Annotated in this window: 12 protein-coding genes; 9 read left to right on the top strand and 3 right to left on the bottom strand. The window is 73.7% G+C overall.

Annotation, left to right across the window (positions count from 1 at the left end):
• Positions 1 to 3: 3 nt before the first annotated feature.
• Positions 4 to 954 (top strand): hypothetical protein, encoded by a 951-nt coding sequence (locus tag H9I49_RS11490; RefSeq protein WP_188030526.1) that lies wholly within the window; start codon positions 4 to 6, stop codon positions 952 to 954.
• Entirely contained in the window at positions 944 to 2653 is a 1710-nt protein-coding gene (locus H9I49_RS11485) for an oligosaccharide flippase family protein (RefSeq protein WP_188030525.1), read from the top strand. Before H9I49_RS11490 ends, H9I49_RS11485 begins: the two co-directional genes overlap by 11 nt.
• On the opposite strand, the gene H9I49_RS11480 is transcribed toward H9I49_RS11485, so the two are convergent.
• Positions 2616 to 3884, bottom strand: a complete 1269-nt coding sequence (locus H9I49_RS11480) for a glycosyltransferase family 4 protein (RefSeq protein WP_188030524.1) — start codon at positions 3882 to 3884, stop codon at positions 2616 to 2618. The genes H9I49_RS11485 and H9I49_RS11480 overlap by 38 nt on opposite strands.
• A gap of 138 nt (positions 3885 to 4022) precedes the next feature.
• Between H9I49_RS11480 and H9I49_RS11475 the strand changes: the two genes are divergently transcribed.
• A complete protein-coding gene (locus H9I49_RS11475) occupies positions 4023 to 5084 on the top strand; it encodes a glycosyltransferase family 1 protein (protein WP_188030523.1) in 1062 nt (353 codons plus the stop codon).
• Here H9I49_RS11475 and H9I49_RS24445 read toward each other — a convergent pair.
• Entirely contained in the window at positions 5051 to 5776 is a 726-nt protein-coding gene (locus H9I49_RS24445; RefSeq protein ID WP_188030522.1) for a phosphatase PAP2 family protein, read from the bottom strand. The genes H9I49_RS11475 and H9I49_RS24445 overlap by 34 nt on opposite strands.
• 67 nt (positions 5777 to 5843) lie before the next feature.
• Here H9I49_RS24445 and H9I49_RS11465 point away from each other — a divergent pair, with 67 nt between their 5' ends.
• On the top strand, positions 5844 to 6746 hold the full coding sequence (locus H9I49_RS11465; protein ID WP_188030521.1) for a nucleotidyltransferase family protein: 903 nt from the start codon (positions 5844 to 5846) through the stop codon (positions 6744 to 6746).
• On the top strand, positions 6743 to 7024 hold the full coding sequence (locus H9I49_RS11460; RefSeq protein WP_188030520.1) for a PqqD family protein: 282 nt from the start codon (positions 6743 to 6745) through the stop codon (positions 7022 to 7024). Before H9I49_RS11465 ends, H9I49_RS11460 begins: the two co-directional genes overlap by 4 nt.
• Positions 7025 to 7039: 15 nt before the next feature.
• Here the strand turns inward: H9I49_RS11460 and H9I49_RS11455 are convergent, their stop codons facing one another.
• On the bottom strand, positions 7040 to 8449 hold the full coding sequence (locus H9I49_RS11455) for a polysaccharide biosynthesis tyrosine autokinase (protein WP_188030519.1): 1410 nt from the start codon (positions 8447 to 8449) through the stop codon (positions 7040 to 7042).
• Positions 8450 to 8579: 130 nt separating this feature from the next.
• On the opposite strand from H9I49_RS11455, the gene H9I49_RS11450 reads away from it, so the two are divergent.
• The 4 genes from H9I49_RS11450 to H9I49_RS11435 are packed head-to-tail and all read left to right on the top strand — an operon-like array spanning position 8580 to position 14132.
• Positions 8580 to 10607 (top strand): glycosyltransferase, encoded by a 2028-nt coding sequence (locus H9I49_RS11450; protein ID WP_370587538.1) that lies wholly within the window; start codon positions 8580 to 8582, stop codon positions 10605 to 10607.
• Positions 10595 to 11950 carry an O-antigen ligase gene (locus H9I49_RS11445; protein WP_188030517.1) on the top strand — a complete coding sequence of 452 codons (1356 nt, stop codon included), beginning with the start codon at positions 10595 to 10597 and terminating at the stop codon, positions 11948 to 11950. The genes H9I49_RS11450 and H9I49_RS11445 overlap by 13 nt, the downstream gene beginning before the upstream one ends.
• A complete protein-coding gene (locus H9I49_RS11440; protein WP_188030516.1) occupies positions 11947 to 13104 on the top strand; it encodes a glycosyltransferase family 4 protein in 1158 nt (385 codons plus the stop codon). Before H9I49_RS11445 ends, H9I49_RS11440 begins: the two co-directional genes overlap by 4 nt.
• Positions 13101 to 14132 carry a glycosyltransferase family 4 protein gene (locus H9I49_RS11435; RefSeq protein ID WP_188030515.1) on the top strand — a complete coding sequence of 344 codons (1032 nt, stop codon included), beginning with the start codon at positions 13101 to 13103 and terminating at the stop codon, positions 14130 to 14132. Before H9I49_RS11440 ends, H9I49_RS11435 begins: the two co-directional genes overlap by 4 nt.
• The last annotated feature ends 1 nt before the right edge of the window (position 14133 follow it).

Here is a 14133-nt window from a genome sequence, read left to right as displayed (position 1 = left end):
CCGGTGCCCGCGGCATACGTCGTCCTCAGCCACACCGAGGCCGACCAGGTCACCCGGCTCGTGCACGCCATCCTCAGCTCGAGCCCCGGGGCCACCGTCTTCGTCACGCACGACGCACGACGCTTCCCGGCGCCTGTCAGCGACGACGACCGGGTCCGGGTGACCACCCACGGCCGCCCGACGGACTGGGGCTCGTGGGAGCTCGTCGAGGTGACCCTCGAGGCGATGCGGGCCGCGCGCGAGGCCGTCGACCCGGATCTGCTCGTCCTCGTGTCCGGCCAGTGCTACCCCGTCAGACCGCTCGATGCGTGGGAGGACGAGCTCCGCGCAGCCGGGGGCTGGCAGGGCACCGCGCGGGCGCTGGACTACACCCCGGCGTGGGGGAGGCGCCACGGCGCCGGCGACGACGAGCTGACGCGCTACACCTACCGCTGGGCACCGGTCGGTCGTCACCTCGACGCGCTGCTGCGCGCCGGCCGCCTCCCGGGCCGCGCCCTGTGGGCTCTCGCGCACCGGACGGAGCCACTCGTCTCGCTCCGGGTCGTCGAGCGCGGCCGGGGCGCGCACGTCGGGCTCCGGCGCCGCGTGCTGCCGGGCACGCCGCCCGTCCGGATGGGCTCGCAGTGGCTGGCCGTCGACCGCGTCCGGCTCGGGGTGGTGCTGGCCGAGCTCGCGGAGGGGAAGCCGCTGCGCCGGCTCTTCGAGCGCTCGGTCATCGCCGACGAGGCCGCTCTCCAGACGGTCCTGGCGAGCACCGGCGCACCGGCCGTACCCCTGCCCGTGTCCTACTCCGTGTGGGTGCCCGAGGACGACACGACCCGCACCTTCGGACTCGAGGACCTGGCCGAGGTCCGGGCCTCCGGCTCGCCCTTCTGCCGTAAGGTCCACACGGTGCGCAGCGCAGAGCTGATGGACGCCCTCGACCGCGTCAACGGGGTCGACCGTGGCGAGTGACCGACCCGACGAGGGCGGCGCGGACGCGTACCCCGATGCTCGACCGGACGCCCGACCGGACGGGGGGCCCGAGACGGCGGCGGCGGAGGTGGAGGCGGACCTGCTGCTGCCCAACCGGCAGGTCGACGACCTGGAGGCGCAGCCGGCCGGGGCGATGAGCCGTGAGGGGTTGCAGGAGAGGGCCGTGCGCGGCGCCGTCTGGACGGTGATCCACACCTTCATCGCGATCCCCGTCGCGTTCCTCGTCAACCTCCTCATGGCTCGCGTCCTCGGCGCCGCCGACTACGGACGCCTGGCCTTCCTCACCGCCCTCATGGAGGTCGTCTCCCGGATGCTGACGGCCGGGTTCGGTTCTGCCGTCATCCAGTTCGGCGCCAAGGCGCACGCAGCTGGGCGCACGGCCGCCGTGTCCCGGCTGCTCTCGCAGTCACAGGGGTTCCGCCTGCTCGTGGTCATGCCGGTGCTCTCGCTCGTCGTCCTGCTCTTCGCTGACGTACCGCCGACCGCGATGGTCATCGCGATCGTCTTCGGCCTCGTCGTGCCCGCCGCGTTCGACGGTGCGGTCGCCTGCCTGACCATCGAGAACAAGACGGCCGACGGCGCCAAGATCGCCCTCGTCACCTCCCTCGCCACCCAGGTCGCGGTCGTCGCCGTCGTGCTCGTCGTCGGCACGCCGGACGCCGTCTGGACCATCCGCCTCATCGTCACCGGAGTCGCGGTCGCGCTCTGCCTCGTCCCCATCTCGGCTGCCTACCGCGCGGCGGTGCTGCGTCCCGCGCTCCCCAGGGGCATGCCGATCGGTTTCTGGCGCTACGCCCTGCCCGTCGGCCTGGCGAGCGTCATCGGCGGCCTCGTGATGTCGCGCAGCGAGATCTTCTTCATGAACTGGCTCGCGGCCCCGGCCGCGGTCGGCGTGTTCGCCCTGGCCTTCGGACTCGCGGGCCACGTCTTCGCCCCGGCGCAGGCCTTCGTCGGTCCGCTCGTGCCGGCCATCTCGGGCCTGCTCGAGGTCGACGCGCAGGCCGTACGCCCCGCCTTCCGACGCGTCCTGCGGGCCGGGGCGACGGTGGTCGGGCTCGTCGAGGCCGTCGCCGTCGTGCCCCTCGCGGTGCTGGTCCCCGTCCTCTACGGCCCGGAGTTCGCCGAGGCGGGCCCGGTCGTGGTCGCGCTCGGCGTGTCAGCCGGTTTCGTCACGGTGGCCAGCCCGGTAGCCGCGTTCGTGTCGGCCCGCCTGTCGGCGGGAGACCTGCTCAGGGCCACGTCGGTGGCCCTCGTCGTCGACGTCGCGCTCGCCCTCGCGCTCATCCCGACCCTCGGGGTGTGGGGCGCCGTCATCGCCAACGTCGCAGGCTCCATGACGAGCCTGCTGCTCATGACGCGGTCGGAGCTGCGCGGCCTCGGCATCACGGTCTCGCTCGCGCTGCGCGACGCCATCCCGTGCTTCGTCGGGGCGGGGCTCGCGGGCGGGCTGATGGTCGCCGCCGACGCGGTCCCGGGCAACGAGTGGCTCCGCGCCGTGGGTGTCGCAGCCGTGGGTGGCCTGCTCTACGGCGCGGCGCTGCGCGTGAGCAGGTCCGGGCTGACCGTCCCTGATGCCGACGCGATCATCCGCGCGCTGCCTCGGCCGGCTCGGCGGCTCGGTCCCTTCGTGCTGGGCCTGCTCACCGCCCGCGCCGCCGACGAGCCGCACCCAGCCTGAGGGTCCGCGACGCGACCCGCAGCAGCCCGCGCCGACGCAGCCCGCCGCGGAGCGGCCCGCTCGCGTCGGCGGCCCGGACGTGCGAGTCCACGTCGTCGTAGACCGCCTCGTACGCCTCCGCGACAACCGACCACGTGTAGCGGCGCGCCGACGTCCGCCCGGCCGCCCCGAGGGCGGCGCGTCGCTGCGGGTCGCGGAGCAGCGACTCGACGGCGTCGGCCAAGGCGCCCGTGTTGACCGGGTCGACGAGCAGGCCGTCGACGCCGTCGGTGACGAACGACGCCGGCCCACCCAGGCTCGTGGCCACCAGCGGTGCCCCGGCCCGCCAGGCCTCGAGCGCCACGATCCCGAAGGCCTCGCGGCGGCTCGGCATGACGACGACGTCGGCCCGGCGCATCCACGCGTCGACCCCGGCCTCGTCGAGCGGCCCGACGAGTCGGAGGCGCTTTCCGAGGTCGAGCCGCTCGCCGAGAGCCCGCAGCGCCTCGTGCTGCGAGCCGGCGCCACCGAGCACGAGCGTGGCGCCCAGGTCGGCGTCGACCCCGGCGAACGCCTCGACGAGCAGGTCGAACCCCTTCATGACCTCGAGCCGGCCCACGCCGAGCACGACCGGTCCGTCAGCCAGGCCGAGGGTGTCGGGCATCGCGCCGGAGGGCGCGGCCGTCGGCACGGGCCCGACACCGTTCGGCACCACGGAGCCGCCGACGAGTCCGAACCGCTGGCGCAGGTCCTCGAGGACCTGCTCGGAGCAGCCCGTCGTCGCCACGGCGTGCGCGATGGCGTGCCGGAGGCCCTCCCGGAGCAGGGCCGACGTGCCGAATGCGTCGTGGTCGTCCGTGAACGTCTCGCCGTGGCTCGACAGGACGAGCGGGATGCCCGTCCGGCGAGCCAGCGCGGCGGCATACACCCCGTTGGGTCCGAAGCACTGGACGTGCAGCAGCCCGGGCCGGAAGGCGCGCACGGCCGCCCGCCAGGCGTGCCAGGCGCGCGGCGCGGCAATCGCGAAGCCGGCGACGGCCCGGGCCGAACGGGCCGGCATGGGGGTGGGGAGGTGGCGCACGACCGTGCCGTCGAGCTCCGTGACACCGAGGTGCTCACCGCGGTCGACGGTCCACACCTCGACCTCGGTCCCCGTCCTGCGCAGCTCACGCGCGAGGTGACGCACGTGCGACTCCACCCCGCCGAGGTACGGATGGTAGGACGAGGTGACGAGGGCGACGCGACGACCCACCGCGGCTCCTTTCGATCGGACACGCGTGGTCGACAGGCCGGCGTGCCGTCTCACCCTACGATGCGAGGGCGGCTCCGTCCCGGACTCCGACCGCACGCCCGAGCACCCCCAGCGCACCCGAGAGGCAGGAACCCACGCGTGCCCCGTCTCACCATCGTCACCACCGCGACGGCGGTACCCATGGGGGCACAGGCATACGAGCGCCATGTCACGTCGCGCGCGGACGCGGCCCTCGACACGCTGGCGGCGCCGGGGGAGCAGTGGGAGGTGCGACGGCTCGTCGCGCGGTCGATGCGCTCGCCGCTGCCGGGCACCCGACGCCTGCCCATGGGCTGGCTCACCGGAGCGTCACCGCGCGCCCGGGGGGCGGCCGGCCGGCTCGCGTACGCCGGCGCCGGGCTCGTGCACCGGATGGCCCTCGAGCTGCCGCCCGCCCCACGCGAGGTCGTCACGCTCCACGACGTCGTCGCGTGGCGCTACGCCGACGAGTCGGCGCCGGTCCGCGCGGCCGCGGAGGAGCTGCGCCGGGCGTCCGCCGTCGTGTGCGTTTCGGCGTTCACGGCAGCCGAGGCGGTCGAGCTGCTCGGCCTCACCGACCCGGTCGTCGTGCCGAACGGGGTCGAGGCACGCTACTTCGGTGCGCGGCCACTCGCGCCGGACGTCCTGGCCGGGCTCGGGGTCACCGGGCCGTACGTCCTGACCGCCGGCGGCGCGTCCGAGCGGAAGAACCTCGCTGCACTCGCCGATGCGTGGCCGCGCGTGAAGGCCGCGCGTCCCGACATGACCCTGGTGCTCGCCGGACCGCCCCACTCCCGCCGCACCGAGCTCTTCGGGTCGCTGCCGGGTGTGCGCCTCGTCGGCCGCGTCGCCGACGACGTGCTCCCGGGGCTGTATGCCGCCGCGTCGGTCGTCGTCGTGCCCTCACTCGTCGAGGGGTTCGGTCTGCCCGCCCTCGAGGGCATGGCGACCGGCGTCCCCGTCGTGGCCTCCGACCGCTCGTCGCTGCCGGAGGTCGTCGGTGACGGAGGCCTGCTCGTGGAGCCGACCGGGGCCGCGCTGGCGCAGGGAGTCCTCGACGTCCTCACGGGCGGGCCGGACGTCGAGGCCATGGCGCGGAGGGGCCTCGAGCGTGCGCGGCGCTTCACGTGGGAGGCGAGCGCCGAGGGTCACGCGCGGGTCTGGCGGTCCGTCGGCTCCTGAAGCCCGGGCGGGGCCGCCCGCCCCGTCGCGTCCGATCGTGGGCCGGTCGCTCCCGTGTCGTCGGGTGCCTTCACCGACGGGCGGACGGGGATGACGTCGTCGGCAAGGTTCGGCGAGTCGCCACCGAGCGCGGCGAGCACGAGCCCGGCGACGCACACGACGAGCAGGAAGCTGCCGACGACGTCGCGGGGGAGGTGGGCGTACCACGACACGTTGCCGAGCCCGATGCAGAACCCGGCGGCGGCGAGGGCGACGAGGCCGCGCCTGGTGACCGGCCTCGGCCACGCGAGCGCCACGCCGACGAGCAGGCCGAGGCCCGCAGCCGCATGGTTGGACGGGAAGGCGTCGTCGCCGATCCCGAAGAGGTCTCGGACGCGCACCTCGAGTGCCAGCAGGGTCGACGCCACCGGCACCACCACGCCGGCGAGCGCGCGCCGCCAGGACCGGCGCACGAGGGCGAGCAGGGCGAGCACGACGACGACGGGTGCGAGGGCGACGACGACGAGGGGGCGGACCAGGTCGCTGAGCGCCCGGCGGAAGGAGCCGGGCAGCGTGTTGAGCACCCAGCTGCGCACCGCGTCGTCGAGCGAGCGGCCGAGGTCGGTGCGCGTCGAGAACAGCGCGACCGCGACGAGACCGAATCCGGCGACGACTCCCAGACCGGCCCACCCGAGACGATCGCGATGCGGCACGTGCGCCTCCTGCTGGCTGTTAAGGTGCGAGCGACCAGTCCGCTTGCAGTCTATGGGGGTTCGCGCGATGGCAACCCACGAGGCGACGGAGGTCCCGACAGCGGGGGCGTCGGTTCCTCTCGAGGTTCGGATCGGCTTCGCGCACGCCTCCCTCCAGTGGATCGCGGACCGCTGCGGAGCCGACCTGCTGCACGTCAAGGGCGCGGCGCTCGACCCGACCCTCGTGCCGGTTCGCGGCTACTCCGACGCCGACGTCCTCGCCCGCCCGGGGCAGGTGCGGCTGCTCCTCGACGAGCTGCGCGGGCACGGCTGGGAGCTCATCAACTCCTTCGCCTACGGTTCCTCCTTCGAGCACTCGGCGACCTTGCGGCACAAGGACTTCGGTCTGCTCGACCTGCACCGGATCTTCCCCGGCACGGGGCCCGACCCCGAGGCCGCATTCGACGAGCTCTGGCGCGACCACACGACCGTGACGCTCGGTGGCGTCGAGTGCGCGGTGCCGTCCCGGGACGCGCAGGCGGCCCTCCTGCTCCTCCACGCCGCACGCGGTGGGAAGGACCCCAAGGCAGCGCTCGACGTCGAGGCCGTCTGGACGTCCGTCGACGAGGCCCAGCGCGACCGCATCCGCGCCTGGGTGGACCGGCTCGACGCCGGCCTCGGCTTCTCGGTCATCACCGGCACCCTCGAGGACCACCGCGACGACCCGGCCTACGACCTGTGGCGCGTCGCAGCACTCGGCGGCACTCGGGTCGAGGAGTGGCGCGCCCGGGTGCGGGCCGCCCACGGTCTGCGCGGCAAGGTCGGCGTCGCAGCGCGGTCGGTGCTCGTCAACGTCGAGCACCTGACCATCGTCCGGGGCCGGCCCGTGAGCCGGGGCGAGGTCCTGGCGGAGTTCTTCGGTCGGCCGGCCCGGGGACTGCGCGAGCAGCTCAGGCGCCGCGGTCGGAAGCGAGAGGGGGACGGCGCGTGACGTCCGCCTTCCGCCCGGGCTCCCACACCGGCGTCACGGTGAGCGACGACGGGCAGACGGTCTACCTCGCCCACCTGCCCGCGGGCCCCATCCTCGTGCTCGAGGGCGCGGCCGCGGTCATCTGGGACGAGGGCACGACGGCGCCCGCCGAGGGCTGGGTCGAGCGAGTGGCCGCGTCGGTCGGCGAGCCGTCGGCAGCCATCTGGGCCGACGTCGAGGCCTTCGTCTCGGACCTGCGCGAGCGCCGCCTCATCGAGGACGGTCCGCCCGACGCCTGACGCAGCGGACGCGACTCAGGCCTGGTGCCTGGCCCGCGCGCGCTTCTGCCGTCGGCTCAGCTTGACGTCGGCGTCGCGGTTGTAGCCGTAGTAGCCGTACCGGTGCGCCGTCGACGAGCTGACCGGCGCCATGTTGAGCGCGAACCCGGCGACGGGGACGTCCACGGTCTCGAGCGACTGCACGGCACTCGCGAGGTCGCGCTTCCTCGTGCGGTCGGCGCCGACGACCATGATGAGCCCGTGCGTCAGCTTGTTGATGAGCACCGCGTCGATGACGGGCACGACCGGTGGGCTGTCCACGAGGATGAAGTCGTAGTCGTGGGCGAGCTTGCCGAAGAGGATCTCCATGGGCTCCGACCCGAGCAGCTCGCTCGGGTTGGGCGGCACCGGCCCGGCCGGCAGCACGTGGAGGGTGGACTGCCGCCAGCGCTGGATGACGTCCTCGGGGTCGGCCAGGCCGAGCAACAGGGTCGTCAGACCGAACGAGCCGTCGAGCCCCATCGTGCGGGCGACCGACGGGTTGCGCAGGTCGCCGTCGATGAGCAGCACCTTCGAGCCGGCGTCGGCCATCGCGAGCGCGAGGTTGATCGTCGTCGTCGTCTTGCCCTCGCCGGGCACGGACGACGTGACGACGAAGGAGTGGCCGGCGGTCGTGACATCGACGAAGAGGATGTTGGTGCGCAGGCGCCGGATCGACTCGGCGTGGCGGCCGTGGGGGTCGCTCTCGAGGGACAGCAGACCGTCCTTGACCGACTTCACCATCGGGATGTCGCCGAGGATCGGCCGCTTGGACAGGGCCTTGATGTCGTCCTCGGTGCGCACCTTCGTGTCGAGCGTGTGGCGCAACAGTGCGAGCCCGGTGCCGAGGGCCAGGCCCAGCAGGCCACCGAGCATGAGGTTGCGCTTGGCGTTGGGTGACACCGGCTCGCCGGGCACGGTCGCGGGCTGGATCGTGGTCGCCTCGACGGACTGGCCGTTGGCGGCGAGCAGGGGCGAGAACTTCTTCGTCGCGACGTCCGCGAGCACCGGCCCGGCCTCGTTGGCGATGCGGGCCAGCAGCACCGGGTCACCGCCGGTGGCGGTGATGGTCATGATGTTGGAGGTCTGTGAGACCTCTCCGGCCACCGAGATGGGCGTGCCCGGTGCGAGCCCCAGTCGCGCACGCAGGGGCTCGATGACCGATGGGGCGTTGAGGACGTCGAGGTATCTCGCGAGGTCGTCGGAGTTCACGGCATACGTCGCGACCTGCTCGCCGGTGCCCGGATCGGGCGGCTGCGTGGCGGACAGGAAGATCTTGGCCGTGGACGTGTAGACGGCAGGCGTCATGATCGTCTGGACAGACGTGGCCGCGATCACCGCAAGAAGGCTCAGTGCAATGATCCGCCAACGCGCTGCCAGCACGTTGAGGAACTCCCGAAACGTCACCTAGCCCCCCGGCCAACTCGTCGGTACGTGGGAGCATCCTCCCATATCATCCAAGAGGTTGTGCCGAGTCCGAGACATCCGCGGAGGGCACGGGAGACTGGGGGATGGAATGGTCGTGTGGGCACTGCGCGTGTCCCACAGCGCCGTGGTCGACGCCTGGCGCGAGAGGGAGCGGGCGCTGCGCCGCCGGGGCCACCGGGTCGACGTCGTGTCGGCCGCGTCGTGGTCCGAGGGCGGTCGCGTCGTCGCGCTCGCCGCCCGCCCGGGCGAGGACGTCGTCGCGGCACGCACGATCGGCTCGCACCCCGCACTGTTCCTCTACGACCCCCGACCCCTCTGGCGTGCCCTCGGCCGGCCGGTCGACGTCATCGACATCCACGAGGAGCCGTACGCCCTGGCCACGGCCGAGGTGCTCCTGCTGCGCTGGCTTCGCCGGCAGCGCGCTCCCTACCTGCTCTACTCGGCGCAGAACATCGACAAGCGCCACCCCGTTCCGTTCCGCTGGCTCGAGCGAGCGGTGCTGCGTCACGCGCGAGGCGTCCACGTCTGCAACGCCGCCGCCGGCCGCATCGCCGAGCGCAAGGGGTTCCCGGGGCGCGCCCGCACGATCGACCTCGGCACGGACCTCACCGTCTTCACGCCGGCTGCGCACGACGGCACGCCGCGCGACCTGCCCGTCGCCGGGTTCGCCGGTCGCCTCGACGCCGCCAAGGGCGTCGACGTGCTCCTGCGCGCCGTCGCCCTCCAGCCCGACCTGGGCCTGCGCGTGGCCGGCGACGGTCCCCGGAGGCGCGAGCTCGAGGCGCTCGCGGCATCGCTGGGCATCGCCGACCGGGTCGAGTTCCTCGGCGCCCTGCCGCCCGAGTCGCTGCCCGCCTTCTACCGCTCTGTCGACGTGATCGCCGTGCCCTCCCTGACGACCCCCTCGTGGGTCGAGCAGTTCGGCCGCGTCGCCGTCGAGGCCATGGCCTGCGGCACCCCGGTCGTCGTCAGCGACAGCGGCGCCCTGCCGCTCGTCGTCGGGGACGCGGCGCTCGTCGTCCGCGAGGGGGACGAGGTCGAGCTCGCCCATGCGCTCGCCGAGGTCGTGTCCGACCCGGACGTGGCGGCGCGGCTCCGCTCTGCAGGCCTGGAACGGTCGGCCGCGACCTCGTGGGAGCGGATCGCCGTGGAGCACGAGGCCATGTACGCCGCGGCCACCCACCGGAGCCAGACGGCCGGAGCTGCCCGCGACCGGCCTCTCGAGGTCGTCGTCGTGGCGTACGGCCAGCCCGAGCTCCTCGCCAAGGCGCTCACCCCGCTGCGCGACCTGTCGGTGACGGTCATCGACAACTCGTCATCGCCCGCCGTACGCGCCACGGCCAGGGCGGGTGGAGTCCGCTACGTCGACCCGGGCCGCAACGGCGGCTTCGCCGCTGGCGTCAATGCGGCGCTGCGCGTAGTCGACCCGGGCGCCGACGTGCTCCTCGTCAACCCCGACGCCGTGGTCGAGCCTGCAGACGTGGCCCTTCTCCACTCCGCCCTGCGGGCCGACCCCGACCTCGCGAGCGTCGGACCCGTCCAGGTGGACGCGACGGGCTCCCCGTCACGCGTCGAGTGGCCCTTCCCGTCCCCGCTCGCGACGTGGGTCGATGCCGTGGGCCTGGGCCGTCTGCGTCGCGACCGCTACGTCATCGGGTCCGTGCTGCTCCTGCGGCGCGAGGCGATCGAGCACGTCGGGCCCTTCGACGACGAGCGCTTCTTCCTCTACGCCGAGGAGACCGACTGGGCCTACCGGGCGAGCCGGCTGGGCTGGCGTCATGCCGTCGTGCCCCAGGCCCGGGCCGAGCACGTGGGTGCGGCCACGAGCACCGACCCCACGCGCCGCGAGGGTCACTTCCATGCGGCGCAGGAGGTCTACCTCCGCAAGCACTTCGGGGCACTCGGCTGGCAGGTGAGCCGTGCCGGGCAGGTGGTCGGCTCCGCGGTCCGCAGTCTGGTCCTGCCCGGAGAGCGGGGCCGCGACGCCCGCGCTCGGGTCCGGCTCTACCTGCGCGGTCCGCTGCGCTCCGAGGTGCGCCCCGAGGACTCCCGGCCGGTGGCCGACCCGTCGGCGCCGACGGGTCGGTCGTCGGTGCGGTCGTCGGTGCGGTCGTCGGAGGCATCATGGCCGGCGTGATCCCGCAGGGCCTTCGCGGGCGGGGCGGCACGGACCGAGCGGTGCAGGTCGGTCTCGCCCTCGCCGCCGTCGCCCTCGTCGCGGTCGTCGGACGGCTTGCCGTGACCGTGCCGGAGGCCGCCATCGTGATCTCCGTCGCCGTCCTCGCCGCGGGCCTCACTGCCGTGCAGCCGGGCCTCATCCCGGTCGCAGTGCTGCCGCTCCTGCTCGTCGTCATGCGCGTCGGCAGCGGGGGCGTCGACCTCTCGCTCTCGGACTTCGCGCTCGCAGCTGCCAGCCTGCCTGCGATCTTCCTCGCGAAGCGGCCGTTCGCGCCCGGCATCCGGGCAGTGCTGTGGGCCTCGGCCGTCTACCAGTTCGCGACCCTCGTCACCGTCGTCAACAACCCGTACTCCGCCAACGCCGTGGAGTGGGTGCACGCCTGGATGATGGTGTCCGGCTCACTGCTCGTCGGGTGGGCGGTCGGGGCCAACGGCCACGGGCGCATCGGCGTGCGCCTGCTCGTCTGGACCACCGCGATCGTCGCGGTGATCACCGTCGTGGAGGGCGCGGTCCACATCTCGCAGGGCGACCTCTCACCGGTCTACCCGACCTTCCCGTACAACATGCACAAGAACTTCGCCGGCACGCTGTGCGGCATCGGAGTCGTCATGGTCTACGCCCGTCCGGACTGGGCCGGCCTGTCGCGACGCGTGAGCCGTGCGCTGGTCCTGCTCATGCTGCTCGCCGTGCTCGCGACCCAGTCGAGACAGGCCATCATCGGTGTCGTGGCCGCGATCTTCGTCCTCGTGCTGCGCTCGAACACCGACCGCAAGCGGTCCAAGCTGACCCTCCTCGTCCTCGCGCCCCTCATCGTGTTCGTCACGAACCTCGTCCAGGACCAGGTGCAGTCCGACAACCAGTTCAACTCCGTCTTCCAGCGGCTCACGTGGTTCCAGGACTCCGTCACCGTCTGGATCACCGACCCGTGGTTCGGTGTCGGCCTGCGCTGGTGGTACACCGACCGTTTCCCGTTCCAGTTCCAGCCGCCGAACGCCGAGATCGAGGTGCTGACGTCGGCCGGCGTCGTCGGTCTCGTCGCCTTCCTCGCCCTGATGTACGTGGCCCTCCGTGTCGCGTGGCGGCTCGACCCGACCTATGGCACGCTCGCCGTCGCGGTCCTCGTGGCCCGCCTCGTGCAGGGGCAGTTCGACCTCTTCTGGGCGGCCGTCCAGGGTTCGCTCCCGTTCGTCGTGCTCGGGATCTGTCTCGGGGCGAAATGGCATGCCGACCGTCGCGACGAACGTGTCGCCGCGACCGGGTCCGACCCCCTGGGGACGCCTGCGCCGGCGGCGGCCGCATGACGACCATCGTCCAGATCACTCCAGAGATCGGGCCGGGCACGGGAGTCGGCGCCGTGGCGCACCACCTCGAGCAGGAGTGGCGCGCGCTCGGTGTCGACGTGCACCGGTTCACACTCAGGGAGGCCGGCGGCGGCTGGCTCCCCGCGCCCTCGGGCGGCGTCGGCGGGCGGCTCGCCCTCATCGGCCGGGTCGTGTGGTTCTCGACGGTCGGCACCCGGCGTGCCCGGCGCCACCTGCAGGCCCACCCCGAGCAGCTGTCGATCTGCCACAACGACGCCCTGGCCGGCGACGTCTACGTCAACCACGGCATCGTCCAGGCGGCGATGCGAGCCCGGGGCCACTACGCGCTGCGGATGGTCCGCAACCCGCTCCACCTCTTCACGACCACGCGGGACCGGCTGCGCTACTCCCGCCCCGGCACGCACCAGCTCGTCGTCAACCTCGTCACCGACGAGGACCGCCTCCTTCGCGAGGCCTACCCACGGCTCGCGATCCCGACCGTGGTCATCGGCAACGGCGTCGACACCGAGCGGTTCCGGCCCCCGACGCCCGCCGAGCGAGACGCGGCCCGGGCCGCCGTCGGTCTCGGCCCCGACGAGCGTGTCGTGCTCTTCATCGGCAACGAGTTCGGGCGCAAGGGCCTGCCCCTACTCGTCGACGCCGTGACGCGCCTCCAGCCTGACGTGGTCCTCCTCGTCGTCGGTGGCACCCCCGACCTCGTCGCGGCCGAGGCCGGGCGCGAACCCGCGGTGCGGCTCGGCACCCGCCTGCGCTTCGCCGGAGCCCAAACCGACCCTCGGCCGTGGCTGCATGCGGCCGACGTCCTCGCGACGCCGAGCGCGTACGAGTCGTACGGCCTCGTCGTCCTCGAGGCCCTCGCGTGCGGGGTGCCCGTGGTCGCGACGCCCACCGGCTGCGTGCCCGACGTCGTGACCGACGGCGTCAACGGGGCCGTCGTGGACGCGACCGTCGAGGCGCTCGCGCAGGGTCTCAGGCGAGTTCTGGCCGCAGAACCCGCTCCGCTCCGGCAGGCTGCGCGGGCAAGCGCCGAGCAGCACGCGTGGGCGGTCGTGGCCCGCCGCTACCTCGAGGTCCTCACCGGCCTGCGCGACAGCGGGGTACCGTTCCGCGCTGCAGACGGGGGAGCCAGGTGAGGATCCTCCACGCGGTGCGCTCGGACGCGTTCGCGGGTGTCGAGAGCCACGTCGCACGTTTGTCCCGTGCGCAGCTGGCAGCCGGCGACGACGTGCTCGTGGTCGGCGGCGATCCGGCGCGCATGGCGCAGGCCGCAGGCGAAGGCGTACGGACCCTGCCCGCGACGACGGTCACCGACGTGCTCACCACCGTCCGACGCCTGGCGCGCAGCGCCGACGTGGTCCATGCCCACATGACCGCGGCCGAGATCGCCTCTGCCACGGCGCTGGTCGGCGTGCGAACGCCGCTCGTCGTCACGCGGCACTTCGCCCGAGACCGCGGCAGCAACCCCGTCTCGGCCCTGGCTGGAGCCGGTGCCGCCCGACGCGTCGACGCCCAGATCGCCATCAGCCACTACGTCGCAGAGAGCATCGACGCACCGAGCATCGTGATCCATCCCGGCGTCGACTCCACGACGACGACCCTTCCGGCGGCGGACCGTGAGCCGGTCGTTCTCGTCGCACAGCGTCTGGAGCCGGAGAAGGACACCGACGTGGCCCTGCGCGCCTTCGCGCTGTCCGGTCTCGCCCACCGGGGCTGGCGCCTCGAGCTCGCGGGTGACGGCGCAGAGCGGGCACGTCTCGTCGCGCTGGCGGGAGAGCTCGGCATCGCCGCAGCGACGGAGTTCCTCGGCCATCGCAGCGACGTGCCCCAGCTCATGGAGCGCGCCGGGCTCCTGCTCGCCCCGTGCCGCATCGAGGGCCTGGGCCTCACCGTGCTCGAGGCCATGGCCGCTGCCCTACCCGTCGTCGCGGTGGGTGCAGGTGGGCACATCGAGACCGTCGGCAGCGTCTCGAGACCCGCCATGCACCCTGCGGGCGACGCGAGCCGCGCCGCCGAGCTGCTCGCCGGCCTCGCCGCCGACACCGCCCGCCGTGACGCGTATGCCGTCGAGCTGCAGCGCGTCCAACGCGAGCGCTTCACGCCCGAGCACCAGGCGCGCGAGACGGCCGATGTCTACGCGGCCGTCCGCGGGGCGGTCGCCTGAC

It is taken from the genome of Terrabacter sp. MAHUQ-38 (assembly GCF_014518425.1).
In the GTDB taxonomy this organism is placed as follows: Bacteria; Actinomycetota; Actinomycetes; order Actinomycetales; family Dermatophilaceae; genus Terrabacter.
The sequence above is the reverse complement of the archived record's forward strand: the minus strand, read 5'-3'. Positions and strand labels throughout refer to the sequence as shown.